At 72.7% G+C, this 25212-nt stretch carries 28 protein-coding genes; 15 read left to right on the top strand and 13 right to left on the bottom strand.

Features of this window, described 5'->3' with window-relative positions; translation table 11 throughout:
- Positions 1–10: 10 nt before the first annotated feature.
- From ACFZDE_RS34890 to ACFZDE_RS34900, 3 genes are all read left to right on the top strand, one after another.
- Positions 11–973 (top strand): phosphotransferase, encoded by a 963-nt coding sequence (locus tag ACFZDE_RS34890; protein ID WP_391207243.1) that lies wholly within the window; start codon positions 11–13, stop codon positions 971–973.
- Positions 974–1091: 118 nt separating this feature from the next.
- Complete coding sequence (locus ACFZDE_RS34895; RefSeq protein WP_390999379.1) at positions 1092–2381, top strand: ROK family protein; 1290 nt, start codon at positions 1092–1094, stop codon at positions 2379–2381.
- 61 nt (positions 2382–2442) lie between these two features.
- Positions 2443–2727: a hypothetical protein gene (locus ACFZDE_RS34900; protein WP_390999376.1), complete on the top strand. Its 285-nt coding sequence runs from the start codon at positions 2443–2445 to the stop codon at positions 2725–2727.
- A gap of 182 nt (positions 2728–2909) precedes the next feature.
- Here the strand turns inward: ACFZDE_RS34900 and ACFZDE_RS34905 are convergent, their stop codons facing one another.
- From ACFZDE_RS34905 to ACFZDE_RS34920, 4 genes are all read right to left on the bottom strand, one after another.
- Positions 2910–3938 (bottom strand): NAD-dependent epimerase/dehydratase family protein, encoded by a 1029-nt coding sequence (locus tag ACFZDE_RS34905; protein WP_391207246.1) that lies wholly within the window; start codon positions 3936–3938, stop codon positions 2910–2912.
- Positions 3939–4143: 205 nt separating this feature from the next.
- On the bottom strand, positions 4144–5325 hold the full coding sequence (locus tag ACFZDE_RS34910) for an aromatic acid exporter family protein (RefSeq protein WP_391207914.1): 1182 nt from the start codon (positions 5323–5325) through the stop codon (positions 4144–4146).
- 166 nt (positions 5326–5491) lie between these two features.
- Complete coding sequence (locus tag ACFZDE_RS34915; RefSeq protein ID WP_391207249.1) at positions 5492–6157, bottom strand: HAD-IA family hydrolase; 666 nt, start codon at positions 6155–6157, stop codon at positions 5492–5494.
- Between the two features lie 38 nt (positions 6158–6195).
- Positions 6196–7236: a PHP domain-containing protein gene (locus ACFZDE_RS34920; protein ID WP_391207251.1), complete on the bottom strand. Its 1041-nt coding sequence runs from the start codon at positions 7234–7236 to the stop codon at positions 6196–6198.
- Between the two features lie 96 nt (positions 7237–7332).
- Between ACFZDE_RS34920 and ACFZDE_RS34925 the strand changes: the two genes are divergently transcribed.
- A complete protein-coding gene (locus tag ACFZDE_RS34925) occupies positions 7333–7569 on the top strand; it encodes a hypothetical protein (protein ID WP_390999368.1) in 237 nt (78 codons plus the stop codon).
- A 19-nt stretch (positions 7570–7588) separates the two neighbouring features.
- On the opposite strand, the gene ACFZDE_RS34930 is transcribed toward ACFZDE_RS34925, so the two are convergent.
- From ACFZDE_RS34930 to ACFZDE_RS34945, 4 genes are all read right to left on the bottom strand, one after another.
- Entirely contained in the window at positions 7589–8128 is a 540-nt protein-coding gene (locus tag ACFZDE_RS34930) for a VanZ family protein (RefSeq protein ID WP_391207254.1), read from the bottom strand.
- A 203-nt stretch (positions 8129–8331) separates the two neighbouring features.
- Positions 8332–8994 (bottom strand): DUF4230 domain-containing protein, encoded by a 663-nt coding sequence (locus ACFZDE_RS34935; RefSeq protein ID WP_390999362.1) that lies wholly within the window; start codon positions 8992–8994, stop codon positions 8332–8334.
- 106 nt (positions 8995–9100) lie between these two features.
- Positions 9101–9478, bottom strand: a complete 378-nt coding sequence (locus ACFZDE_RS34940; RefSeq protein WP_390999360.1) for an anti-sigma factor antagonist — start codon at positions 9476–9478, stop codon at positions 9101–9103.
- 203 nt (positions 9479–9681) lie between these two features.
- Positions 9682–10119 (bottom strand): MarR family transcriptional regulator, encoded by a 438-nt coding sequence (locus ACFZDE_RS34945; protein WP_390999357.1) that lies wholly within the window; start codon positions 10117–10119, stop codon positions 9682–9684.
- A 115-nt stretch (positions 10120–10234) separates the two neighbouring features.
- Here ACFZDE_RS34945 and ACFZDE_RS34950 point away from each other — a divergent pair, with 115 nt between their 5' ends.
- A complete protein-coding gene (locus ACFZDE_RS34950) occupies positions 10235–11689 on the top strand; it encodes an aldehyde dehydrogenase family protein (protein ID WP_391207257.1) in 1455 nt (484 codons plus the stop codon).
- 22 nt (positions 11690–11711) lie between these two features.
- Positions 11712–12818 carry a zinc-binding dehydrogenase gene (locus tag ACFZDE_RS34955; RefSeq protein WP_391207264.1) on the top strand — a complete coding sequence of 369 codons (1107 nt, stop codon included), beginning with the start codon at positions 11712–11714 and terminating at the stop codon, positions 12816–12818.
- Between the two features lie 21 nt (positions 12819–12839).
- Here ACFZDE_RS34955 and ACFZDE_RS34960 read toward each other — a convergent pair whose 3' ends face one another.
- A complete protein-coding gene (locus tag ACFZDE_RS34960; RefSeq protein ID WP_391207269.1) occupies positions 12840–13790 on the bottom strand; it encodes a zinc-binding dehydrogenase in 951 nt (316 codons plus the stop codon).
- A 71-nt stretch (positions 13791–13861) separates the two neighbouring features.
- Here ACFZDE_RS34960 and ACFZDE_RS34965 point away from each other — a divergent pair, with 71 nt between their 5' ends.
- The 6 genes from ACFZDE_RS34965 (at position 13862) to ACFZDE_RS34990 (ending at position 19465) form a co-directional block, all read left to right on the top strand.
- Complete coding sequence (locus ACFZDE_RS34965) at positions 13862–14806, top strand: helix-turn-helix domain-containing protein (RefSeq protein ID WP_390999345.1); 945 nt, start codon at positions 13862–13864, stop codon at positions 14804–14806.
- A gap of 285 nt (positions 14807–15091) precedes the next feature.
- Positions 15092–16852 carry an ATP-binding protein gene (locus tag ACFZDE_RS34970; RefSeq protein ID WP_391207272.1) on the top strand — a complete coding sequence of 587 codons (1761 nt, stop codon included), beginning with the start codon at positions 15092–15094 and terminating at the stop codon, positions 16850–16852.
- A 4-nt stretch (positions 16853–16856) separates the two neighbouring features.
- A complete protein-coding gene (locus ACFZDE_RS34975; protein ID WP_003994857.1) occupies positions 16857–17267 on the top strand; it encodes a roadblock/LC7 domain-containing protein in 411 nt (136 codons plus the stop codon).
- Positions 17264–17635 carry a DUF742 domain-containing protein gene (locus ACFZDE_RS34980; RefSeq protein ID WP_031111004.1) on the top strand — a complete coding sequence of 124 codons (372 nt, stop codon included), beginning with the start codon at positions 17264–17266 and terminating at the stop codon, positions 17633–17635. Before ACFZDE_RS34975 ends, ACFZDE_RS34980 begins: the two co-directional genes overlap by 4 nt.
- Positions 17616–18218: an ATP/GTP-binding protein gene (locus tag ACFZDE_RS34985; protein WP_031111003.1), complete on the top strand. Its 603-nt coding sequence runs from the start codon at positions 17616–17618 to the stop codon at positions 18216–18218. Before ACFZDE_RS34980 ends, ACFZDE_RS34985 begins: the two co-directional genes overlap by 20 nt.
- Positions 18215–19465, top strand: a complete 1251-nt coding sequence (locus ACFZDE_RS34990) for a cytochrome P450 (RefSeq protein WP_391207277.1) — start codon at positions 18215–18217, stop codon at positions 19463–19465. Before ACFZDE_RS34985 ends, ACFZDE_RS34990 begins: the two co-directional genes overlap by 4 nt.
- Before the next feature lie 66 nt (positions 19466–19531).
- On the opposite strand, the gene ACFZDE_RS34995 is transcribed toward ACFZDE_RS34990, so the two are convergent.
- The gene (locus ACFZDE_RS34995) at positions 19532–20563 is read right to left on the bottom strand and encodes a 7-epi-alpha-eudesmol synthase (protein WP_391207283.1); all 1032 of its coding nucleotides are present in this window, start codon (positions 20561–20563) and stop codon (positions 19532–19534) included.
- A gap of 307 nt (positions 20564–20870) precedes the next feature.
- Between ACFZDE_RS34995 and ACFZDE_RS35000 the strand changes: the two genes are divergently transcribed.
- Together ACFZDE_RS35000 and ACFZDE_RS35005 are read left to right on the top strand one after the other, a co-directional pair.
- Positions 20871–21335: a pyridoxamine 5'-phosphate oxidase family protein gene (locus ACFZDE_RS35000; protein WP_391207287.1), complete on the top strand. Its 465-nt coding sequence runs from the start codon at positions 20871–20873 to the stop codon at positions 21333–21335.
- Between the two features lie 79 nt (positions 21336–21414).
- A complete protein-coding gene (locus tag ACFZDE_RS35005; protein WP_390999328.1) occupies positions 21415–21807 on the top strand; it encodes a VOC family protein in 393 nt (130 codons plus the stop codon).
- A 99-nt stretch (positions 21808–21906) separates the two neighbouring features.
- Here the strand turns inward: ACFZDE_RS35005 and ACFZDE_RS35010 are convergent, their stop codons facing one another.
- Positions 21907–22203, bottom strand: a complete 297-nt coding sequence (locus tag ACFZDE_RS35010) for a DUF4235 domain-containing protein (protein ID WP_390999326.1) — start codon at positions 22201–22203, stop codon at positions 21907–21909.
- A gap of 43 nt (positions 22204–22246) precedes the next feature.
- Positions 22247–23272, bottom strand: coding sequence for a glutathione S-transferase C-terminal domain-containing protein (locus ACFZDE_RS35015; RefSeq protein ID WP_391207296.1), 1026 nt, complete (start codon positions 23270–23272; stop codon positions 22247–22249).
- Between the two features lie 139 nt (positions 23273–23411).
- Between ACFZDE_RS35015 and ACFZDE_RS35020 the strand changes: the two genes are divergently transcribed.
- Positions 23412–24332, top strand: a complete 921-nt coding sequence (locus tag ACFZDE_RS35020; RefSeq protein WP_391207932.1) for a cation diffusion facilitator family transporter — start codon at positions 23412–23414, stop codon at positions 24330–24332.
- 389 nt (positions 24333–24721) lie between these two features.
- Here the strand turns inward: ACFZDE_RS35020 and ACFZDE_RS35025 are convergent, their stop codons facing one another.
- Complete coding sequence (locus tag ACFZDE_RS35025) at positions 24722–25171, bottom strand: nitroreductase/quinone reductase family protein (protein WP_391207300.1); 450 nt, start codon at positions 25169–25171, stop codon at positions 24722–24724.
- Positions 25172–25212: the final 41 nt, after the last annotated feature.

The raw sequence follows: 25212 nt of genomic DNA on the forward strand, positions 1-25212 counted from the left end.
GTGGGCGTACGTGGTGGACTCCTGGGAACGGGCCCGGCAGGTCCTGGCGGCGGCGGGCCTGGACCCCGGCGGCCTCGCCCATCTCGCCCCGCTGACCGGCGGCACGTACAACACCGTCGAGGAGCTCCGCCTCATCGACGGCGCCCGCTATGTGCTGAAGGTCCCGCCCGCCGCGGCCGTACCCGGACTGCGGCACGAGAAGCGGCTGCTGGTCTCGGAGGCGGAGTTCTGCCGCTCGGCAGCCCGGGCTGGGGTCCCGGCACCGCACGAGGTGTCGGCGGGGGACGACTTCCTGCTGATGACGGCCGTCCCGGGCTTGCCGTGGGACGGCACGCTCACCGACCCGGAGCAGCTGACCCTGCGCACGGAACTGGGACGCCAGGTGGCCCGCCTGCACCGTGAGACGGGCCCCGGCTTCGGCTACCCCTCCGGCGCCCTCGGTCCGCTCGCCCCCGACTGGCGCACCGCGTTCACGGCGATGTTCGACGCGGTCCTCGACGACGCCCGGCGCTACGACGCACCGCTTCCCCGGCCCGTCGACGCGGTGGCCCGCACCGCCGCCTCCGCGTACGGCGCCCTCGACGAGGTCACCGTCCCCCGTCTCGTCCACTTCGACCTGTGGCGGGGCAACATCCTCGTCGACCGCACGGACACCGAGGTGCGGATCGGCGGCCTCATCGACGGCGAGCGCATGTTCTGGGGCGACGCCCTGGCGGACTTCGTCTCCCTCGCGCTGCTGGGCGACATCAGGAAGGACGAGGAGTTCCTCGCGGGCTACCGGGAGGCAGGCGGCCGGGCGGACTTCGACACCCCGGCCCGGCTGCGCCTCGCCCTGTACCGCGCCTATCTGTACCTGATCATGATCACCGAGACGGTACCCCGCCAGGCCGGGGAGGAGCAGCGGCGCCGGGTGCGCGAGACGGTCGCGCCGGAACTGGTCGGGGCCCTGGACGAGATCGCGGAGGCGGCCTGACGGGCCCGGCTGGACGCCCTGTTAGCTCACACCGTGAAATAAGGGGTGGAGGAATGTCGCGCCGAGCCCGGCCCCGACGGTATGTTGCAGGTCGGACAGGGGATGCGAGGGGAGTCACATGGCGGCGCGCAACGGGCGCACGGTACGCGATCTCAGGCGGGCCAACCGCACGGTCGTGCTGCAGAGGCTCTACTTCGACGGCCCGCTCAGCCGCTTCGAACTCGGGCCGGCGACCGGCCTGAGCTCCGGTTCCGTCAGCAACGTCGTCGCGGACCTGGTCGCCGACGGGCTGGTCGAGGAGGCCGGCAGCGTCGACTCCGACGGCGGCCGCCCACGCACCCTGCTGCGGGTCGCGCCCGGCAGCGGCCACATGATCGGCGTCGACGTCGGCGAGACCCGGGTCCGCGTCGAGCTGTTCGACCTCACCCTCACCGAACTCGCCCGCGTCGAACGCCCGTTGTCGCCCCAGCGCTACGAGGTCGAGGCCATCGTCGACCACATCCGGCACGGCATCGCCGAAGTGCTGGACACCGCCGGCCTCGCCCCCGAGCGGCTCCTCGGCGTCGGCATCGGCGTCCCCGGCATCGTCGAGCGCACCGCAGGCCGCGGAGCGCTCGTGCACGGGCAGACCATCGGCTGGGACGCCGTCCCGCTGGAGGCGCTGCTGCGCGCCGGGTCCCCGCTGCCGGACACCGTCCCGTACTTCATCGACAACGGCGCCAAGACGCTGGGCCAGGCCGAGATGTGGTTCGGCGCCGGACGCGGCGCCCGCAACGCCGTCGTGGTGCTGTTCGGCTCCGGCGTCGGCGCCAGCCTCGTCACCCCCGACGTGGAACAGGGCCGCGCCGTCGAGTGGGGGCATCTGACGGTCCGGGTGCGGGGCCGCCGCTGCCGGTGCGGCGCGCTCGGCTGTCTGGAGGCGTACGCGGGCGCCGAGTCGCTGCTCGCCCGCTGGCGGGAGGAGGGCGGCCGCGTCCCGGACGGCACCGACGAGGAGACCGCCCTGACCACGATGCTCGCCGCCGCCTACCCCGCCGAGGGCACCGCGGCCGACCCCGTCGCGCTGGCCGTCCTGGAGGAGACCGCCGAGTACCTGGGGGCGGGGCTGTCCGACCTGATCAACCTCTTCCAGCCGGAGCGCATCCTCATCGGCGGCTGGGCGGGCCTGGCGCTCGGCTCGCGCTTCCTGCCCGCCGTGCGCCGCCACGCCATGTCGTACGCGCTGCGCCACCCGGCCGGGAAGGTGACCGTCGACCTCGGACGGCTCGGTCCGGACGCGGTGACGGTCGGTGCCGCGATCCTGCCGCTCGCCGACTTCTTCGCCCGCGGCGGACGGCGCCCCGACCCGGCGCCGGAGTACCCGGTACCGGCCTGGCGCACGGCGCTTCAGGAGAGGACGCCGCGCTGAGGTTTCGACGATCACCGCGGAGGTACTCGCGTGGCGCCCGGACGACAGAAGGGAGCGCGCCGTGACCGACCACCGCCTCGAAGGACCCGGCGAGAACGGTGACCCCATCCCGCGGGACATGCCGGACCAGCAGGCCGACGACGGTGAGGACCCCTGGGAGGTCGCCCCGCGTTTCACGGGCACCGACGGCGAGAACACGCCGCGCGACGACGACGAGACCGGCGAGACCGAAGAGCCCGCCGACGACGTCCCCGACACCGACGAGGCGGGGACGGGCCGGCAAGGAGCACCGCGCTCGGGAACGGAGCAGACCGAGCACCCGGTGCCGGACGAGCCCTCCGCCTGAGGAGGGCGTCCCACCGAGGGCCGCGGCCGGCTGTGGGGGCCGGCCGCGGCCCTCGGGCATGTCCCGGATCTCCCGGTCGTCCCCCGGTCCGGGAAGCCCTTCCGGGTTCGTGTCCGGGAAGCCGTTCCGGGTTCGTGTCCGGGAAGCCGTTCCGGGTTCGCTCCGGGAAGCCCTTCCGGTCGTCAGCCCACCTTGCGTCCGCGCATCGGCTCGGTGGGCGCCCCCGCCCCCTGCCGCAGGCCCAGCAGGAACTCCTCCAGCACCTCCGGCGCCGTGTGCTCCGGCCGCCAGCCCAGCTCCGTGTGCGCACGCGTGCAGTCCATCAGCGGCAGCCGCAGCACCGCGTCGAACAGGTGCGGGGAGGCGGGCAGCAGACGCAGGCCCCAGGCGGCGGCGATCGCCGACCGGGCCGCCGTGCGGGGCAGCCGTACCGGACGCGCGTCGAACATCTCGCCCAGCAGCCGCGCGTCGACCGGCGGGCCGGCCGCCAGATTGAAGGCGCCCCGCACATCGGAGTGGAGCGCCAGCCGGTACGCGTGCGCCGCGTCGTCCGTGTGCAGTGCCTGCATCCGCAGCCCGGGAACGTCGGGCAGGAAGGGCAGCAGCTCCGGGCGGACCAGTGGGCCGGGCAGGAAGCGGCCGCCGAAGATGCGGCGCTGTTCGCTCGCCGATTCCCGCCGGAACAGGAAGGCGGGCCGCATCCGCACCACCCGCGTCTTCGGCCGGTCGCGCTCGAAGGTGTCCAGCGCCCGCTCCAGATACGCCTTCTCCCTGCAGTACGCGGCGTCCGGCCAGCCGTGCGTCGGCCACGACTCGTCCACGGCCTCGTCCTTCGGGCCGGGGGAGTACGCGCCGACCGACGAGGCGTGCACCAGCGCCGGCACACCCGCGGCGGCGACGGCGTCCAGGACGCGCATGCTGCCGAGGACGTTCGTGCGCCAGGTCGCGGCCGGGTCGTGCGTCGGCTGGAACGCCCAGGCCAGATGGACCACCGCGTCGGCGTCCGTGAAGTGCTCCACGAGATCGGACCGCTCGGAGGCCAGGTCGACGGCGGCCCAGTCCGTCCCAGGGGGCGACCGGTCGGGGATCCGCCGGGCCAGGCCCAGCACGGAGGCGACCGCCGGATCCTCCGACAAGGCGCGTACCACGCTCGTGCCGACGTTGCCGGTGGCGCCCGTGACGACGACTCTCATGCCCTGTGCGCTGCTCACCGCGCGCTCCTCTCGGCAGGTTCCGCGAGCGGTGACCGAGTACCCGGGTGGCGCGTCTTGCACGGGGACGGAGGAAAGCCCCGGCCGGACGGGGGAATCACGGCCGGGGCGGCTCCGGTGCGGGTCCTGTCCGGACCCTCGTCTTGTTCAACGGGCAACCACCGTGGAGTGTTCCGCGCGCGGCACACCCGCCCGGTGAGGTGCGTCACTGCTCCTCGTCGCCGGTCACCGTCTCGGCCCAGAGGTTCTCCGCCTGGAGGAGCAGGGTGCCCAGGACGGCGGTGTGGGCGGCCCCCTCCCCGGCGTGCCGGCGCAGCCGGTCCTGCAACTCCTCGTGCAGCTCCTGCATCGCCTTCTCGCTCTCCTCCTCCGGCCGGGCGGTCACACCGCCCTCCAGCAGACTGTCGGCCTCCGCGCACAGGGCGTCCCCGATCAGCTCCAGCAGCCGCGCGTACGAGCGCAGGGCCGGGCCCTCGGGCGGGGCGGGCGTACGGGTGTCGTCCACGGACACCGACAGGGCCCGGGTCAGTGTGGCGACGTGCCCGGTGACCCGGCTGAGCCGCTCGTCCTCGTCCTCCGACGGCAGGACACCCTGCTGCGACACGCGGTGCAGGGCGCGCAGCGGGGCGTAGGTCAGGCGCAGGCTCTCCTGGCTCCACCGGCGCGCCGAGCGCAGCGCCTTCAGACGGTGGTCCAGCCGGTTCGAGGCGCTGACCCAGCCGGAGGCGGTCTGGGCGTCCCACTCGCCCTCGCGCAGATCGCCGGCGACCGTGTGCAGCACGTTCCCGGCCTCCCGGGCGAGCGCCGCCAGGTTCTCCCGCACGTCCCGCAGATGGATCGGCGGCAGCACGAGCGCGTTGACGGCGACGCCGATGACCGCGCCGATCGCGGCCTGCTCCACCCGGTGCCCGACGGCGGACAGGCTCACCATCCCCGAGGAGATGGTGAACAGGGCCGTGGTGGCCGCGTAGATGCCCTGGTCGCCGAAGCGCGGCCAGTTCGCGAGCAGCATCAGCACCGGTACGGACAGGGCGAGCGCGCCGGTCGTGTCGTCGGTGATCGCCTGGGCTCCCGAGGCCACCAGCGTGCCCACGCAGATCGCGCCGAACTGCCGCGCCCCCTGCACCAGTGAACTGAAGACCGTGGCCTGCACCAGCACGAGCGCCACCCAGGGCGCCATCAGCGCCAGCGGGTCGCCCATCCAGACGCCGCCGATGAGCCAGGCGAGCACCGCCGCCCCGGCCGCCTTCAGCGACTGGACGACCAGATCCCGCTCCCGCCCCGGCCCGCGCCAGGCCGCCCGTACGGCGCGCCAGGCGCCGCGCGTGTCGCGCCGCAGGGCCTCCAAGGGCCGTACACCAGGCGCTCCCCGCTCCAGGTCGCGCATCCGCCCCTGTGCCGTCGGTGCTCCCCGGTGCCGCCCATCCGCGCCGCCCCCGGTGTCCGTCTCCTCGTCCCTCCGCCCGCGGAAGGCTCCCGCCGCCCGCTGTACGGCACTCGTCACACGCGTCATACGCTGCGGGTATCCCCGTGACCGGGGGTTTCACCTCGCTTCATGCCAGCGGACCGTCGTCGAGGGCGGACAGCAGGTGTGCGGGATCGGCGTAGACCGCGTCCGCGCCGGCGTCCTCCAGATCGGCACGCGGGATGCCACCGCACAGGACGCCCAGGCAGCGCACCCCGGCCCTGCTGCCCGCGCGCATGTCCCACACGGTGTCGCCGACGAACACCGCCCGCTCGGCCGGCACCCCGGCCAGCTCCAAGGCGTGTTCCACCGGCTCGGGGGCGGGCTTGCCCTCGGCGACGTCGTCGGCGCTCGCGGTGGCGCTGATGGCCTCGTCGGCGTCGATCGCCCGGCGCAGCGCGCCCAGCTCCGCGCCGCCCGCCGAGGTGGCCAGCACCACCGTCCAGCCGTCCCGGTGCAGCCGCCGCAGCAGGTCCCCGGCCCCCGGCAGTGCGGGCAGCCGGTCGAAGTACTGCCCGTACAGCGCCTTGTGCCCGGCGCTGAGGGCGGCGTCATGATCCGTGTCCCGGTCCTCGCCCAGCAGGTGGGCGACCAGGTCGGTCGACGGCAGGCCCACGGCCCGGTGCACGGCGTGCATCGGCACGTCGTGCCCCGCCTGCCGGAAGGCCTCCCACCAGGCCACGACATGCAGATGATTGGTGTCGACCAGCGTGCCGTCGACATCGAACACGGCCGCCCGTCCCGCGCTTCCCATAGGTGCAGTCCCTTTCTCTCGGCGGCGCGGGTACCACGTCAGCCGCTCGCCACGCCGGCCGGCATCCGCCGCTCCCGGGTCCAGGCCAGCAGCTCGTCGAGGGACCAGGTGGTCACCACCCGCTCCGGCGGCACCCCGCACTCCTCCGCCCGCGCGCACCCGTTGATCTGCCAGTCCAGCTGCCCGGGCGCGTGCGCGTCGGTGTCGACGGAGAACAGCACCCCCGCGTCCACCGCCCGGCGCAGCAGCCGCCGCGGCGGGTCCAGCCGCTCCGGCCTGCTGTTGATCTCCAGGGCCGTGCCCGTCTCGGCCAGGGCGGCGAACACCTCGTCCGCGTCGAACTGCGACTCCGGCCGCCCCCGGCCGGTCACCAGCCGCCCCGTGCAGTGCCCCAGCACGTCCGAGTGCGGATCGCGTACGGCGGCCACCATCCGCCGGGTCATCGACCGGGCGTCCATGCGCAGCTTGGAGTGCACCGACACCACCACCACGTCGAGCCGGTCCAGCAGCTCCGGCTCCTGGTCGAGGGTGCCGTCCTCGAGGATGTCGCACTCGATGCCGGTCAGCAGCCGGAACGGCGCCCAGGTCCCGTTCAGCTCGGCCACCACGTCCAGTTGCTCCCGCAGCCGTTCGGGCGACAGCCCGCGGGCCACCGTCAGCCGGGGCGAGTGGTCGGTCAGCGCCGCCCACTCGTGGCCCAGCTCCGCCGCGGCCCGGCCCATCTCCTCGATCGGGCTGCCCCCGTCCGACCAGTCCGAGTGCAGATGGCAGTCCCCGCGCAACAGCGCCCGCAGCTTCTGCCCGCCCCGCACAGCCGGCTGCTCGTGCGCCTCGCCCTCCAGCTTCTCCAGATAGCCGGGCACCTGGCCGGCCAGCGCCTCCCGCACCACCTGCGCCGTCTTCGGGCCCACCCCCTTGAGCTCCTCCAGCGAGCCGTCCGCGGTCCGCCGGCGCACCTCGTCGCCGCCCAGGTCCTTCAGCACGCGCGCGGCCGTACGGAAGGCACGCACACGGTAGGTCGGTGCCAGGGACCGCTCCAGCAGGAAGGCGATCCGGTCCAGTGCCTCGACGGGGTCCATCGTCACCTCCCCCTCAAGGGTTCCCCAGCACCCCGCGTGCCGCACACGGGGCGTCCTGGACCCGCGCCGCCGCCGGTTGCGTTCTACGCTCGATGCATGACCGAAAGCGCGAGCCCGTACATACCCCACCCGAGGATCCTGGTGCTCGGGGTGCAGCCGGGCACACCGCCGTTCCGGATCGTGCAGATCGACGGCCAGGTGGTCGGGGAGGCCCGGGCCGTCACCGACGTGCTGGCGGCCGCGGCCGCGTTCGGGATCACCGTGCACGACATGGACGACCCGGACGTGGTCCGCTGGGTGGGCGGCGACAAGTACACCTGGACCGTGCACTAGGGGCTGTGGCGTGACGCCCCTACGCCTTGCCGGCCGGCGACTTCTCCCCGGACCGGCCCGGGCGGGGCCTGCGCGCGTGCACGGCCCTGCTGAGGCGGCGCCCCAGGAGCAGGTAGCCGATGAGGGCGCCCGTCGTGTTGAGGATGACGTCGTCGATGTCGAAGGCCCGGCCGGTGACCAGGGCGCCCTGGGCGAACTCCACCAGGAGCATCACGATCGCGGTCAGCAACAGCACACGCAGGATGCCGCGGGTGCGCGGGGCGACCACGGGCACAAGGACACCGAAGGGGATGCCCAGCAGGAGGTTGCCGCCGATCTGCTTCACGGCGTCCCGCAGTTCGGGCTGGTCGAGGTAGGCCCTCAGGGAACTGCCCGGCGTCAGGTTGCTGTGGGTCAGCGCCGCCGAGGCGGGCGAGGGTTGCAGGGTCAGCCGGGCCAGCACCACGGCGAAGGCCACCATGAACACGAACGCGCACAGCATCGCCAGCAGCCGGACGGGCAACGGAAGCGGGCGCCGCTCGCTCCCGGGGGTCCGGGGACGTGAGGCCGCACTGGCCATGAGGAGTCCTCCAGTCTTCAACGTCCCTGCGTGACAGGGCGGTTACCCCCGGATACGCCGACGATGCCGTGGGGGATCGGTTCCGGCCACGGTTCCCGGCGGTGCCGCCGGGGACCGTGCCCTCACTCGGTCTGCCCGCGATCCGCGGGGACACTCCCGGCCGGGCGCCGCCGCGCGCTCGCGGCCGCGCCCTCGGGAACCGGTCAGCTCCCGTACGAGACCCGCACCTCCTTGAAGCCCAGGGAGCGCAGCAGGCCTTCGAGCATGCCGGTGGTGTTCGACTCGGCGCGCGCGGTCAGCTCGCTCTCCCTCGCCGCGTCGCCGATGTGCCGCACGGCGAGCTTCTGCACGGCCTGCTCGCCGTTGGGGTTGTCCGAGAAGAGGTCGCCGAGGCGGTCGAAGAGACCGCGCTGCTTGGAGACCGCGTAGGAGCGCTCGGGGTCGAGGGCGGGCTTGCCCAGCCGTGCGTGGGGCAGCCGGAGCGTGGCGGACGTGCGGTCGTCGTTGACCTTCACGTCGTTCTCACCGACCTTGCCCAGATCGACGTAGGCGTCGACGGTGCCGGCGCCGACGTACAGGGTGCGGGTGCCGCGGATCGCGTCGGGCAGGAGCTTGGCGTCCTTCTCCAGGTCCACGACGACCTGGAAGTTGCCGGAGGCGGCGTCGTAGCGGCTGAGGTCCTGGACGGACTTCAGCAGCGCGGGGCCGGACCGGTCGTGCGTCTCGGTGCCGAACAGGTCCTTCAGGCCCGGCAGCACGCTCAGCCGGAGCCCGGCGAAGAACACGGCCGACACCAGCACGAGTGCGGCCACCACCTTCGCCCAGCCGGGCATGCGCCTGGGGAGGCGCTTGACGGGAGTCGTCATGCGACGGCCCTCCTTCCTCCTGTCCGGATGCCCGCCCAAGTCCCCGCCAGACCGCCGAGTTGAGGATTCGGCGACGGCGCGGGAAGCACGCGGGGGCGCACCTCGGTCAGGGGCGGTACGTCGCCTCGGGCCGCTCCAGGGCGGCGTCCAGCGTCGGCTGCGGGGGCAGCAGCCGGGACAGTCCGGTGATCCCCAGGACGCGCAGCGTCAGCGGGTGCGCGCACACCAGCAGCACCCGGCCCCGCCGGTCGAGCACCCGGCTGCGGGCCCGGTACAGCAGGCGCAGGCCGGAGCAGTCGAAGAAGTCGATCCCGCTGAGGTCGAGCACGATCCGGGCGGCGGGGCGGCCGGTCTCCCGGTCCAGGTGCGGGGCGATCTCGGATGCCGCGGCGAGGTCGATCTCACCGCGGAACTCCAGCACCGTGTGCCCCCGTTCCCGGCGGACGCGCAGATGCCGGGTGAGCGGTGCAGGTTCCTGCCGCACGACGAGATCGCCTCCAGCCTGCTCCGTGCCTGGGGAGGGGCGACGGCCTCAACGCCGGTCCCCGCAGTGCAAGTTACCCTCCAACGAGTGAATTTGAGCATGTTCGATTGACATATGTCTTTGAATTCTGGCCGAGTTGGCCGAGGTTCACGCCGGGGCGTGCGCGGGCGTGTCTCCAGGGCGCGTCGGTCAGGCCGGCCGGATCAGGACAGGGCGTGCCAGGCCTTGATGAGCGCTTGGCGGAACTGCTCGGTCTGGTGCGCGGTGAGGTCGCGCACCATCCGCTCCTCCAGCTCCCGGACGGGCCCCGCGTGCCGGGCCAGCAGCTCGCGACCGGAGTCGGTGAGCAGGATCCGCAGCTCCCGGCGGTTGCGGGGGTTGCGCTCCCGGCGCACCAGTCCGCGGCCCTCCAGGGAGCGGACCAGGTCCGCGATGGACTGGGCGGTGACGAAGGAGTCGCGCGCCAGCTGGGCGGCGGACAGTCCGTCGTGCCGTTCCAGCACGGTCAGCGCCGTGTACTGGAGCGCGGTGATCCCCGAGGGCCTGACCAGCTCGTCCAGGTGCGAGCGCACCACGAGCTCCACCTGCTTGACCATGTAGAGCAGGGAGGGGGACGCCTTGGCCACCTGTGTGTCGAGCATGAGAGGAGGCTAGACCATTGACAGGATTCCTGTCCGTGAACAGACTGCGCACTGACAGGAGTACTGACAGGAATCCTGTTTGTTGAAATCTTGGCGACGACGCTGAGGAGTGGCGATGGCCCCCTTCGAGAACACACCCGGGCAGCTGTTCATCGGGGGCCGATGGCGCGAGGCCGCCGACGGGGCACGCACCGAGGTGATCGACCCCTCCCGGGGCCAGGTCGTCACCACCGTCGCCGCGGCCGGCCCCGCCGACGTCGACGCCGCCGTACGCGCCGCCCGCGAAGCCTTCGACGACGGCGCGTGGTCCGGCCTGAGCGGCCGTGAGCGCGGCCGGGTGCTGCACCGCGTCGCCCAGCTGATACGGGAGAACGCCGACGACCTGGCCGCCCTGGAGAGCCTCGACGTCGGCAAGCCGATCTCGCTGTGCGGCGCGGTCGACGTCACCAACGCGGCCAACGACTACGAGTACTACGCCCACCTCGCCCAGAGCCAGGACGGCGCGCTGCGCGACCTCCCCATGAACGCCCTCGCCTACACCAAGCGCGAACCCCTGGGCGTGGTCGCCGCGATCACCCCGTTCAACTTCCCGCTGATCCTGGCCGGTTCGAAGCTCGCCCCGGCGCTGGCCGCCGGCAACACGGTCGTCCACAAACCGGCCGACGAGACGCCGCTCAGTGCCCTGTACATGGCCCGGCTGCTCCAGGAGGCCGGTGTCCCCGACGGCGTCGTCAACGTGGTGACCGGCACCGGCCCGGTGGCGGGGGAGGCGCTGCTGAGACACCGGGGTGTCGACAAGGTCGCCTTCACCGGCTCCACCGCGATCGGCCGGCACGTGGCGAGCGTCGCCGGCCAGGCGCTGAAGCCCGTCACCATGGAACTCGGCGGGAACGCCGCCCACATCGTCTTCGAGGACGCCGACCTGGAGAAGGCGGTCGGCGCGGTCATCAAGGGGTTCGTCTTCAACACCGGCCAGTTCTGCATGGGCGGCCCGCGCCTGCTGGTGGCCCGCTCGGTGTACCCGACCCTGCTCGGCATCCTCGCCGAGGCCGTGCCCGGCGTGCCCGTCGGCGACCCCCGCGACCCGGCCACGGTCATCGGGCCGATGGCCGCCGAGAAGCACCTGAAGAAGGTCGAGGAGTACGTCGCCCTGGCCCGGATGGAGGGCGCCCGCATCGTCTGCGGCGGCGAACGGCTCGACCTCGACGGCGGCTACTACTACCAGCCCACCGTCATCGCCGACCTGGCGAACGACTCCCGGGTGATCCAGGAGGAGATCTTCGGACCGGTCCTCACCGTGCAGCCCTTCGACGACGAGGACGAGGCCGTCGCCCTCGCCAACTCCACGCCCTACGGCCTGGCCTCGGGTGTGCAGACTCGCCACCTCGCCCGCGCCCACCGGGTCGCCGACCGGCTCCAGGCCGGCATCGTCTGGATCAACGACTGGGCGATGCTCGACCCCGCGGTGCCCTTCGGCGGGGTGAAGGACTCCGGCTACGGCCGCGAGTACGGGCCCGAGGCCCTCGCCGGCTACACCAAGGTCAAGTCCGTCGTCGTCTCGCTCGACTGAGAACCGTCAAGGAGCCCTCGCGATGCCCACCACCACCCGCGCAGCGGTCGTCGAGTCCGGCGGCGCGCCCTTCACCCTCTCCGACGTCGTCCTCGACGCGCCCGGCCCGCACGAGGCGCTGGTCCGCATGGTCGCCACCGGCCTGTGCCACACCGACCTGGGGGTGGCGAGCGGCGGACTGCCCTTCCCGCTGCCCGGGGTCCTCGGCCACGAGGGCGCGGGCGTCGTCGAGGCCGTCGGCCCCGCCGTCACCGGCGTCGAGCCCGGCGACCACGTCCTGCTCTCCTTCACCTCCTGCGGCGACTGCCGCGACTGCCGCGGCGGCCATCCCGCGTACTGCGCGACCTGGCTGCCGCTGAACCTGCTCGGCGGCGCCCGGGCCGACGGGACCAGCACCATCAGCCGGGACGGCGAGCCCCTGGGCGGCCACTTCTTCGGCCAGTCCTCCTTCGCCGAGCTGGCACTCGCCGACGAGCGCAGCCTGGTCAGGGTCGACCCGGAGGTGCCCCTGGAGTCGATCGCCCCGCTGGGCTGCGGGGTGCAGACCGGGGTCGGGGCCGTGTGGAACGTCCTGAGGCCGCAGACCGGCGGCACGGTCGTCGTCCTGGGCGCCGGAGCGGTCGGTCTGTCGGCCGTGATGGCGGCGGCGCTCACCCCGGCCACGCGGATCGTCGCCGTCGACCGGGTCGCCGAACGCCTCAGCCTGGCGGCGGAACTGGGCGCCACGCACACCGTCGACACGAGCGGAGAGGACCTGGCCGAGGCCCTCACCGGCATCACCGGCGGCCGGGGCGCGGATGGTGTCGTGGAGACCACCGGCCACGTCGGGGTCCTGCGCCAGGGCGTCGACGCCCTCGCCGCCCGCGGCACCCTGGTCGTCGTCGGCGCCCCGCCCTTCGGCACCGAGGTCGCCCTGGACGTCAACGGTCTCCTCGGCGGCAAGCGGATCGTCGGCCTCACCCTCGGCGACAGCGAGACCCGGACCATGATCCCGGCTCTGGTCGACCTGGTGAAGGACGGCAGGCTCCCCCTGCACCGCCTGATCGGCACCTACCCCTTCGAGGACATCGACCGGGCGGTCCAGGACATGCGCTCCGGCAAGACGATCAAGCCGGTGCTGACGTTCTGAGACCGCCCGTCGCGGTCCGGCTCAGTCGTTCAGCAGCACCAGCTTCCCCGTCGTGCGGCCCGTGTCGCCGAGGGTGTGTGCCTCGGCTGCGGCGGCCAGGGGGAAGGTGCCGGCGATCGTGGCGCGCAGCGTGCCCTGCTCGGCCAGCTCCGCGATCGCCTCCATGCCGCCGCGGTCGGCGTCCACCAGCATCCGCAGGGCCCGGACGCCGAGCCGCTCGGCCTCCTCGTACAGGTCGTCCGAGCCGACGGGGAGGATCGACACCAGGACGCCGCCGGGGCGCAGCACGCGCAGGGACCGCAGGGAGGTGTCACCGCCGAGCGTGTCCAGTACGACGTCGACGTCCTTCACGGCCTCGGTGACGTCCGTCTCCCGGTAGTCGACCGTCTCGTCGACGCCGATCGAGCGCAGGAACTCGTGCTTGCCCGCGCTCGCCGTGCCGATCACGTACGCGCCGCGCGCCTTGGCGATCTGCACCGCCACGTGCCCGACCCCGCCCGCCGCGGCGTGGATCAGCACCCGCTGCCCGGGCCGCAGGTCCGCGTGCTCGGTCAGCGCCTGCCAGGCGGTCAGCGAGACCAGCGGCAGCGCGCCCGCCTGGGTGTGGTCGAGCCCGGCCGGCTTCCGGGTCAGGGCGCGGACGGGGGCGATGACGTACTCGGCGTGCGAGCCGTGCCCGTACGGGTAGGGCAGCATGCCGAAGACCTCGTCACCGGGCGCGAAGGCCACGACGCCGATGCCGACCGCCTCCACCACCCCGGAGACGTCCCAGCCCAGGACGAAGGGCGGCTCGCCCAGGAACCCGCCGGTCGCGCGGTGCTTCCAGTCGGTCGGGTTGACGCCGGCGGCCCGCACCCGGACCAGCACCTGGTTCGGCTGCGGTGCCGGGCGTTCGATTCGTACTTCCTTGAGGACCTCGGGACCGCCGAGGACGTCCTGGCTGATGGCTCGCATCGTGTTCGGTGTGCTCATGGCCCACCAGCCTGCCGGGCCGCACCCCACCCGCCAATGGCAAGATTGCCAACCTTCGATAAGATCGTGCCATGCGACGTGAGCGAGTGGTGGTTCTGGCCCTGGACGGGGTGTACCCCTTCGAGCTGGGCATCCCCAGCCGGATCCTCGGCGCGGCCGACGGCCGCTACGAGATCCTCACCTGCTCCGTCGACGGCCGCCCGGTGCGCACCAACGCCGACTTCGGCGTTACCGTGGAGCACGGCCCCGAGGCCCTGGCCACGGCGGACACGGTCGTGATCGCGCCCGTGGCGCCCGCCCACCTGGCCGACGAGGTGTCCGCCGGCGTCCTGGCCGCGCTCGCGCTCATCCGCCCCGGCACCCGTATCGTCTCGATCTGCACCGGCGCCTTCGTCCTCGCGGCGGCCGGCCTCCTCGACGGGCGCCGGGCGACCACCCACTGGCAGGTCGCCGAACGGTTCCGGCGCATGTTCCCCCGCGTCGACCTCGACCCGGACGTGCTGTTCGTCGACGACCACCCGTTCCTCACCTCCGCCGGGGCCGCCTCCGGCGTGGACATCTGCCTGCACCTCGTCCGCAAGGACCACGGCAGCCGGCTGGCCAACAGCGTCGCCCGCCGCTGCGTCGTCCCGCCCTTCCGGGACGGCGGCCAGGCCCAGTACATCGAGCAGCCCGTCCCCGAGCAGGGCGCCGCGAGCACCGCCGCCACCCGGGCCTGGGCCCTGGAACGCCTCGGCGAGCCGCTCACCCTCGCCGACCTCTCCCGTCACGCCGGGATGAGCGGGCGCACCTTCGCCCGCCGCTTCCACGGCGAGGTGGGCCTCAGTCCCGGCCGCTGGCTGATCCAGCAGCGCGTGGTCCGGGCCCGGCAGTTGCTCGAATCCAGCGACCTGAGCGTGGATCAGATCGCCGGCCGGGTCGGCTTCGCGACCGGCGCGTCGCTGCGTCAGCATCTGCACGCGGCGATCGGGGTCTCCCCGCAGGCCTACCGCCGGACCTTCCAGACCGCCCGCTGACTCCGCGACCCCGAGGTGCGGCGCGGTGGACGGCCGTAGGGCCCGACACGGGGTCAAGTCGCCTGACGGCAAAGCCATTTGTCGACCTGTTGCCTTCTGTCGGAGAGTGACGGAACCCTCACGTCCGGCAGGTGGTCGCGGTTGATCCTTTCGGGTCCAAACCCGATAAGGTTCCGATCGGCGCTGCGAGTTGACGCGATCGCGTCCAGTCGACTCGCAGTGCGTACTCATGAGTGCGGTCCACACACACCCCCCTGTTCGTTCGTGTTGCTTCGAAGGATGCAGATGGAACTCGCCACTCCGCCACCGGCGGCGCGGGCCCCTGTCGCCTGGTACAGCTGGTGGTTGATGCCGCTGGGCTTGGGAGGCGGGACCGTTGCCGCCACGTTCATGAGCTCGGAGCGAATAACCGTGGCCGTCGCCGGAATCGCGGCGACGGCGGCCGGCTCCGTGTGCGTACGCCTGCTGCTGCGCACCCGGTCCCAACTGCACCGCGCGGAGGGCTCCTTCCGCACCACGCAGGCCGAGCACAACCAGCAGTGGCAGCAGCACGTCGCCGGAATGGAACGCAAGTTCGCCGCCGAGCGCGCCGGGCTGGAATCCCAGCTCACCGAGCAGAACGCCACGTACGAGCGGCGCATCGCCGAGCAGACCTCCACGTACGAGACGCAGCTCGCCGAACAGAGCGCGACATACGAGTCGCAGCTCGCCGAGCGGTCCCGGGCCTATGAGGAACGGCTGACCGAGCAGGCCACGTCCTACGAGGCCCAGCTCGCCGACCAGGCAGCCGTCTGGCAGGAGCAGCTCACCCACCAGCTCGCCGCGGTCGCCCGGCTCGCCGACGAGCAGCTGCCCGACGCGATGGAGAAGCTGCGCTCCGGCGAGGCCATCGACGACCTGCTGCCCACGGTCAACCAGTGCGCCAAGGTCAGTTCGGAGCTCCAGGCCGAACTGCGCAAGCTGCTGCGCACCTCCCTGATCGGCCTGGAGGCGGAGTTCGACCGCTCCACCTCCGCCGAGCAGGCCGTGATCAGCATCGGCAACCGCATCCACGTGCTGACCAGCAAGCTCCGCGGCCGGCTGCACGAGATGCAGGGCGAGCACGGCCGGCTGCCGGCCGTCGCCCGGGGCCTGATGGAGCTCGACCAGGAGCTCGGCCCCGCCGACTCGCTCGCCGCCAGCATCGGTGTGCTCGGCGGCTCCGACCGGCCCGGCCGGCAGTGGCAGGAACCGCAGCGGCTGCTCAGCGTGGTGCGCGGCGGCATCGGCCGGATCAAGGACTTCCACCGGATCCAGGTACGCCACCTGCCCGAACTCGGCGTCGACGGCGGTCTCGTGGACCACCTCACGCTGATCCTGGCCCACCTCCTGGACAACGCGGCCCGCTACTCGCCGCCCACCGAACCGGTGCTCATCTCCGGCAAGGAGGTCCCCAACGGCGTCGGCATCGAGATCCAGGACTCCGGCAAGGGCCTCAGCGAGGAGAAGAAGCGCGAGGCCGAGCACGCCCTCGCGGGCACCGCGCCCGGCGCGGGCCTCGGCGGCATCACCGAGGACGCCAACATCGGCCTGCGCGTCGTCGGCGCCCTCGCCCGCCGCTACGGCATCCGCGTCACCTTCGCGGACTCGCCGTGGCTCGGAACCTCCGTGGTGGTCGTGGTCCCGCACAAGTACTTCAGCCCGCTGCCCACGGCCACGCCCGCACCGGCCGCGCCCGTCCCGCAGGCCCGCACCGCCGCGGCCGCCCCGGTCCGCGAGACGGCCGCCGAACCCGAACCGCCGGCCGCGCGCCCCGAGTCCGGGGAGACCACACCCGGCGGACTGCCCCGGCGCCGCAGCAAGCGGGGCGAGACGGAGGCGTCCAGGCCGGCCGACCGCACCGACCGCGGCACGGTGGCCGCCGTCCCGCCGGACGCGTCCTTCTCGGGTCTCGCCGCCTTCGCCACCGCCGGACGCGACGCGGCGGAGGCCTCCGAGGCGGCCGGCGAACGCGAAACCCTCGCCGGCCGCGAGTACACCGAGCACCGCACCGAAGAGAGCGACTAGTCCCATGACGCAACAAGGAACCGATGTGAGCTGGGCGCTCCGCGATCTCGTCGAGAGCATCCAGGAGATCCGCTTCGCCCTCGTGGCGTCGAGCGACGGCAAGGCCATCACCTCCTACGGCGCCGAAGACCCCGACGACGTCGACCGCTTCGCCGCCGTGGTGGCCGGTCTGCAGGCCCTGGCCCAGCCGGTCGCCGAGCAGTTCCCCAAGTACGCCGGGCAGCTGCGCCTCGCGATGATCGAGGTGGACGGCGGGCACCTCTTCGTGGTGCGCGCGGGCGTGGAGACGTACCTCGGCGTCCTCGCCAGGGAAGGCCTCGACCAGGGCCTGCTCGGCCACCAGATGAGGGACCTGGCCCGCAGGATGGGTGAGCTCCTCGGCACCACTCCGCGCCTGGAGGAGCACTCTGGATGAGTGCTCCCCGCAGGCCGTCGGACCCGTCCGGTCTCGAGCGCTACTACGTCCTCACCGGCGGGCGCAGCGGACCGGGCGGTTCGGCGTCGAGCCTCGACGTGGCGACGCTCGTCGTCTCCCGCGCCGCCCCGTTAACGGGCATGCAGCACGAGCACGAGGAGATTCTCCGTCGCTGCCGTGACCCGCTGTCGGTCGCCGAGCTCGGCGCTCACCTCGGGCTCCCCTTCAACATTCTCGCGGTGCTGCTGTCGGACCTGCTGGACGCAGGTCGCGTCGAAGCCCGTAACCCCATCCCGGCACACGACGCCGGCCGCGGGCCCGACCTCGCGCTCCTTGAGGAGGTACTCAGTGGACTTGAAAGGCTTTGACCAACCCGGAGGCTCGGGCGGGGACACCCGCTCGGTGAAGGTGATGATCGCCGGCGGGTTCGGCACCGGGAAGACCACCATGGTCCGCTCGGTCAGCGACATCAAGCCGCTCACCACCGAGGAGACCCTCACCCAGGCCAGTGCCGACGTCGACCATCTCATCGGCGTCGCCGACAAGACGCAGACCACCGTCAGCCTCGACTTCGGCAAGATCGGCATCAACGAGAGCCTGGTGCTGTACCTGTTCGGCACGCCCGGCCAAGAGCGGTTCTGGTTCCTGTGGAACGGGCTGTTCAAGGGGGCGCTCGGCGCGATCGTGCTGGTGGACACCCGCCGCCTGGAGTCCAGTTTCCGGGCGATCGAGGAGATGGAGCGACAGGAGGTGCCCTTCGTGGTCGCGCTGAACGTCTTCCCCGACTCCCGGAACTACCCCGCCGAGGAGATCCGGGACGCCCTGGACATCCCCGAGCACACCCCCGTCGTGGCCTTCGACGCCCGCGACAGGGCCTCCAGCCGGGACGTCCTCGTCGCCCTGATCCACCATCTGAAGGAACGCTCGGCCGTGGCCCTGGAGCCCCGATGAACGACTCGACCGATTCCGGCCTCCCGGCCATGCGGGGCTGCCCCGTCGCCCACCACGGGGCCGACCCGACCCGGCTGTACGGCCCGGACGCCGCGACCGACCCGGAGGGCATCTACGAGCGGCTGCGCAAGGAGCACGGCTCGGTCGCGCCGGTCCTGCTCGAAGGCGACGTGCCCGCCTGGCTGGTCCTCGGCTACCGGGACAACCGGCGGGTGCTCGACAACCCCCGCCAGTTCAGCCGGGACGCGCGGATCTGGCGGGACTGGGCCGACGGGCGGGTCGCCGAGACCTCCCCGCTGATCCCGATGATCGGCTGGCGCCCGGACTGCATCTCCCAGGACGGCGAACCGCACCGCAGGCTGCGCGCGGCCGTCACCGACGGGCTCCAGGCGGCGGCGGCCCGCGGCATCCGGCGGCACGCGACCCACTTCGCGAACAAGCAGATCGACGCGTTCGCGGGCAGCGGAAGCGCCGACCTCGTGGCGGACTACGCCGAGTACCTGCCGATGCTCGTGCTGACCCGCATCCTCGGACTCGCCGAAGCGGAGGGCCGCGACCTGGTCGAGTCCTGCGCGCAGGTCCTCAAGGGCGGTGCGGACGCGCTCGCGCACAACGAGCGCATCATGGTGATCCTCGGCGAACTGGCCGAGCGCAAGCGGGCCGAGCCCGGCGGCGACTTCACCACCGCCCTCCTGGGGCACGCGGCCGGACTCGACGAGGAAGAGGTGGTCAGCCATCTGCGTCTGGTGCTGATCGCCGCCCACACCACGACCAGCAATCTGCTGGCCCGCGTGCTCCAGTTGATCCTCACCGACTCCGCCCGGCTCACCGGACTGATCAGCGGCCAGCTGAACATCTCCGCCGTGGTGGAGGAGGTCATGTGGAACAGCCCGCCGCTCGCGGTGCTGCCGGGCCGGTTCGCGGCCGGGGACCTGGAACTCGGCGGCCACCAGATCCAGGAGGGCGACCTGCTGGTGCTGGGTCTGGCGGCGGGCAACGCCGACCCCGACGTCCGGCCGGACACGGGTGTCTCCGTCCAGGGCAACCAGGCCCATCTGGCGTTCAGTTCGGGCCCGCACGAGTGCCCCGGGCAGGGCATCGGCCAGTCCATCATCGAGATCGCGGTCGACGTCCTGCTGCACCGCCTGCCGGGCCTGGCCCTGGCCGTGCCCGCGGAAGAGCTCACCTCCACCGCCTCCACCTGGGAGTCGCGGCTGGACAGCCTGCCGGTCGAGTTCGCCGTGTAGCGCCACCGCCCGGTGCCCGGCCGGACCTCCGGCCGGGCACCGTCGTGTCCGACTCGGCAGGCCGTGTCACACGTTCAGCAGGTCGTCCACCGAGCCGCGACCGGCCCGTTCCGCGGTGGCCACCGGGCCCTCCTTCGCCGCCGCGTACCGCCCGGTCGTCAGTGCCCACTCGTAATTGCCGTTGATCCAGTGCTGGATGGCCTCCACCCCCATCCGCACCCGGTCGCGTTCCGCCTCGCCGAGCCCGAGTTCGTCGCACATCCCGGGGACGCGCTCCTGGAGTGCGAGGTACTCGTCGAGAGAGCGGATCGTCATCCGGTACGCCTCGTCGGTGGCCTCCTGCCAGGAGCAGCCGCGCTCCCGGCGCAGCACGGCGATGAGGTTGTGGCCGTCGCCGCGGCGCTTCTCCCGCTCGAAGGAGTGGATGTCGTTCATGAACCCGATGGTGTCCGCCGCCAGATCACGCATCCGCTCCATCACCGGATGCGCCATCGCCTGAGCCGGCACCTCGAATCCGCGGCTGCGCTCACCGGCGTCGATGCTGTGGTGGATGCCGACCGTGCGGCGCCGGAAGACCGTGTACTCCGCCAGCCCGAGCGTTCCCTCCAGACCCCGCGCGGCCAGGTCGACCTCCTCGCAGTGCGCGACGAGGAACCGCCCCCAGGAGGCGGCGAAACGCGTCTGCCATGTCAGGGACATGCCATCCGAGAGGCGGTTCCAGACCTCCGACCAGGCGAGCGTGATCGGGCAGACCACCCGCGGCGGGCTGCCGGCCGGGCGCAGGGGAGTGGCGATCAGCTCCCGGGCGACCTCCGCTATCCGCTCCGCGCGGTCGGGGCGGCCGGCGTCGAACTGGTCGTCGAAGAGGAAGGCCAGCGAGAACCAGTTCATCAGGACGACCATGTCGTCCGCCGACGCGTGCGGATAGGTGCGTGCGGCGGCCAGTGGCAGGCCCCAGGACTTGTACTCCTCGAACCCCTCCCGGCTGCGGACCAGGCGCGTGTCCCACACCCAGCGCAGATGTCGCGCCCGGGCGAACTCCAGGTGTTCGCTGACGGGGGTGTCGAAGGGGAGGTCGAACCGGACGTCCTGAGGCATGTGCTTCCTTTCGGGATACGGACCGCAGAGCCCCCCCACCCCCTGCGAGCGGACGGTGTCCTCACCGGCCGCACACTCGAACTCGGCTTCGCGGCACGAACATCGTGCTGAGAGGCGGTACCAGGCTGCCCACGGCGGGAATGAGCCATTCCGTGACACCGCCGTGATCTCGGTTACGGCGGAGGGCACCTGAGCTGCGTACACTCCCTCCTCCCTCGCCGGGCCCCGGCCGCCCACGAGCCTCCGTCGCCCCGGAGCGTCACACTGGTCCGAGTCCGTCCGACGACTCGTCAGGAGGCCCACCGAGATGACGTCCGCACCCGTCCGCAGCGCCGAGCAGCGCAAGAAGGACACCCTGCACCGCCTGGAACACGATGTGGACGCCTGGGTCGCCACGGCCGACGGCGCGTCGGGGACGCCCTACCTCGTCCCGCTGTCCTTCCTCTGGAACGGCTCGTACCTGCTGTTCGCCACGCCCGCCTCCAGCCCCACCGGCCGGAATCTGGCCGCCTCCGGCCGGGCCCGGGTGGGCATCGGACCGACCCGGGACGTCGTCCTCGTCGAGGGCACCGTCGAGACGGTCCAGCCCGGCGAGCTGACCGAACAGGACGCCGAACTCTTCGCCGCCAAAACCGGGTTCGACCCCCGCCGGCTCGCCACCCCCTACCTCTACTTCCGCATCGTGCCGCGGCGCGTACAGGCCTGGCGGGAGGCCGACGAGCTCGAAGGGCGCGAACTCATGAGCGACGGACGGTGGTTGAGGACCGACTGAATCCGCCGCTCGGGGATATCCGCACAGTACGGGTCCGCGGGGCACGACCGCCCCGCGACCGGAATCCTGCGGAGGAGACATGGCACTGGTGAAAGCGGGGGTCCTCGTGCTCGACTGCGCCGAGCCCGAGAAGCTCGCCGCGTTCTACAAGGAACTGCTGGAGGGGGAGGAGTCGGACGCCACCGCCAACCGGGTGGAGATCACGAGCGCCGACGGCTTTCGGATCGCGCTGCGCCGGGACGTCAACGCGACCCCGCCCAGCTGGCCGCGCCCCGAGAACTCCCTCCAGGCCCATCTGGAGTTCGTGGTCGACGACCTCGACGCGGTCGAACGCCGCGTCATCGGCCTCGGCGGCCGCCCCCTGGAGGCCAAGGAGCCCTCGGGCCCCCTGGAGGAGCGCGGCTACGCCGACCCGGCAGGCCACTCCTTCACCCTGCGCCGCACCGCCCCTACCGCGCCCAAGCAGGGCTGAGCACAGCCGGCGCCCGGGCCGAAGGGGACCCGTAGGGACGTCGGGGCGCCGCACGGCACGGCCCCGCCCGGCACGGTGCCGGGCGGGGCCGCTTCGGTGTCAGTCCCGGCCGCCCTTCTCGCCGACCGGCCAGGTTCCGGTCGACCGCTCGATCGCCTTGGCGCCCGCGCGGTCCACGGCGCTGCGCACCACCGCGAAGATGGCGCCCTGGATCGCCGCGGCCAGCAGCACTTCGCCCCAGCCGCGGTCCTTGTCCAGAGCGTCGGGCGCGTCCTCCTCGTGCTTGATCGCCATCCAGGTCTTGCGGAAGGCGAGCCCGGCCAGCCAGCCGCCCGACCAGCCGAGCACGAACCCGAGGGGCTGGTACGCGAGGGACATCTTCTTCTTCTTTGCCACGGGAACTCCTTGGTAGCCGAAGGGGACGAGGGGATGAAGAGGGTCAGGGGGTGTGCGCCGCCGGGATCCGCTCCCCGGCGCGGACCGGCCCGGGCGGTGTCCCGTCACCGAACGGCCGGCCGCCCAGCTCCTCGCGGTGATGCGGGGTCAGCCAGCCGGACAGGTCCGGGCCGAGCGGCACGATGCCGGTCGGATTGATGCCCGTGTGCACCTGGTGGTAGTGGCGCTTGATGTGGTCGAAGTCGACGGTGTCGCCGAAGCCGGGCGTCTGGTAGAGGTCGCGGACGTAACCCCACAGCACCCCGTTCTCCGCCAGCTTCCAGCGGTTGCACTTGAAGTGGCCGTGGTAGACCGCGTCGAAGCGCACCAGCGTGGTGAACAGCCGGATGTCCGCCTCGGTGATCGTGTCGCCGACGAGGTAGCGCTGCCGCTCCAGCCGGTCCGCCAGCAGCTCCAGCCGGCGGAACACCCCAGCGCAGGCGGCCTCGTACTCCTCCTGCCCGGTGGCGAACCCCGCCTTGTAGACGCCGTTGTTGACGTCCTCGTAGACGTCCGCCATCACCTCGTCGATCTCGTCGCGCAGCTTGTCCGGGTACAGGTCGGGCGCGCCGTCGCGGTGCAGGGCCGTCCACTCGGTCGCGAGGTCGAGGGTGAGCTGCTGGTAGTCGTTGGTCACCAGCCGGCCGCTGGGCACGTCCACGACGGCCGGCACACTGACCCCGCCGGGGTAGTCGCGCTCGCGCCGGTCGTAGGCTTCGGCGAGGAAGCAGATGCCGAGGACCGGGTCGCGGCCGTCCTCGTCGAGGGTGAAGCGCCAGCTGCGGTCGTCCTGGATCGGGTCGGCGACGGCCAGGGACAGGGCGTCCTCCAAGCCGAGCAGCCGCCGTGAGACCAGCGACCGGCTCGCCCACGGGCAGGCACGGCTGACGACCAGACGGTAGCGGCCGGCCTCGACCGGCCAGCCGTCCCGGCCGTCCGCGGTGATGCGGTCCGCGAAATGCGCCTTGGACCGTTTGAACGTCCTCCTTCCGTAGCCGGTGTTGCCGTCGTCGCCGTCGTCGCGGCTCATGGGGGTGACCTCCTTGCCGTACGTGGACCCTGGTGAACGCGTTCCCCGTTTTCCGCCGACGGCACGGTGTGAGCACCGCCGACCGGGGCAATCGGCGTGGGTGACTGATGAAGGAAGTGATCGCAGGACTCGCGTCACCGTGCTGGTGGCGCTCGCGGCCAATCTGGTGATCGCGGTGGCCAAGGCCATCGGCGGCCTCGCGGCGGGCTCGCCCGCCCTGCTGTCCGAGGCGGCGCACTCGGTGGCCGACAGCCTGAACGAGGTGTTCCTGCTCGCGGCGCTGCGCCGCAGCCGCCGCCCCGCCGACCGGCGTCATCCCTTCGGCTATGGCAAGGAGCGGTTCTTCTGGTCGCTCCTCGCGGCCGTCGGGATCTTCGTCATGGGAGGCTGCTTCTCGTTCTTCCAGGGCTTCGAGGCCCTGACGAGCGGTGCGGAGGAGGAACTCGGCGGCTATGTGGCCGGTCTGATCGTCCTCGGGATCGCACTCCTGGCCGAGGGCGGTTCGCTGCTGCGGGCGCTGTACCAGGTGCGCAAGCAGGGCGGCACCGGCGCCGGGATGCGCGATCCGGCCTTGCGCACGGTCGTCGCCGAGGACGGCACCGCGGTGCTCGGCGTCACTCTGGCCATCGCGGGCATGGCGCTGCACATGATCACCGGCCAGGTGGTGTGGGAGGCGTCCGCCTCGCTCGCGATCGGCGCACTGCTGGTCTACGTGGCCTTCCGGCTGGGCCGTGACGCCCGCGACCAGCTGATCGGCGAGGCGGCCGACCCGGAGTCGAGCGGGCGGATCGAGTCGCTGCTGCGGGCCCAGCCGGAGATCGACAGTGTGGAGGCGCTGTTCACGATGAAGACCGGGCTGGACACGGCCCTCGTGGCGGCCCGGGTCGACCTGGTGCCCGGCCTGGACAGCGAGCGCGTCGAGGAGGTCGCCGTCCGGATCAAGCGCTCCATCGCGCGGACGGTGCCCGAGGCGGACCAGATATTCCTCGACGTGACCGACCGGCTCGCCCGGGAGGCAGCGCAAAGCCCCGCCGCGACGGGGGAACGCGGCGGGGCCTGAACCCCGCGTGCCCCCTCGGAACAGGTTCACACACCCGGGGACCGTTTTTTTCCCGCCGCCTGCCCGCCCCGGTCAGCCGACCCTCTACCCGGCCGGGCAGCGGGCCCGGTACGCCGTCGGGTAGCAGGCCCCGTACGTAGCCGTGCGGCGGGCCCCGTACCTAGCCGTGCGGCGGGCCCAGTACTCGGCTGGGCAGCCGAGGCCTGTACTCGGTCGGGCGGTGGGCCCGGTACGCGGTCGGGTAGCAGGCCCCGTACGTAGCCGGACAGTGGGCCCGGTACTCGGTCGGGCAGCGGCCCCCGCACTCAGCCCGGCAGCGGGCCTCGTTGGTCGGTCGGGCGGCGGGTCCCCACTCAGCCGCCACTCACCCGGGCGGACGGGCCCCGTACTCAGCCGACCTCGGTCGGCTCCAGTACGAACACCGGGATCTCCCGGTCCGTCTTCTCCTGGTAGTCGGCGTACGCCGGGTACGCCGCGACGGCTCGCTCCCACCAGGCCGCCTTCTCCTCGCCGGTGACCTCACGGGCGGTCATGTCCTGCTTCACCGGCCCGTCCTGGAGCTCCACACGCGGATCGGCCAGGAGGTTGAAGTACCAGACCGGATGCTTGGGCGACCCGCCGAGGGAGGCCACCGCCGCGTAGCGCCCCTCGTGCTCGACCCGCATCACCGGCGTCTTGCGCAGCTTCCCGCTCCGCGCCCCGCGTGAGGTCAGGACGACGACCGGCATCTTCGAGCCCTGGAGCGTCGTCCCCTCCGTGCCGCCGGAGCTCTCGTACCGCTCGACCTGCTCGCGCACCCACTGCGTCGGGCTGGGTTCGTACTCGCCTTCGAGAGGCATGGCATCCGTCCCATCGTCGCGTCCGCGGCTCATCGCCGCTC

The sequence above is a fragment of the Streptomyces sp. NPDC007929 genome, assembly GCF_042959065.1.
GTDB lineage: Bacteria > Actinomycetota > Actinomycetes > Streptomycetales > Streptomycetaceae > Streptomyces.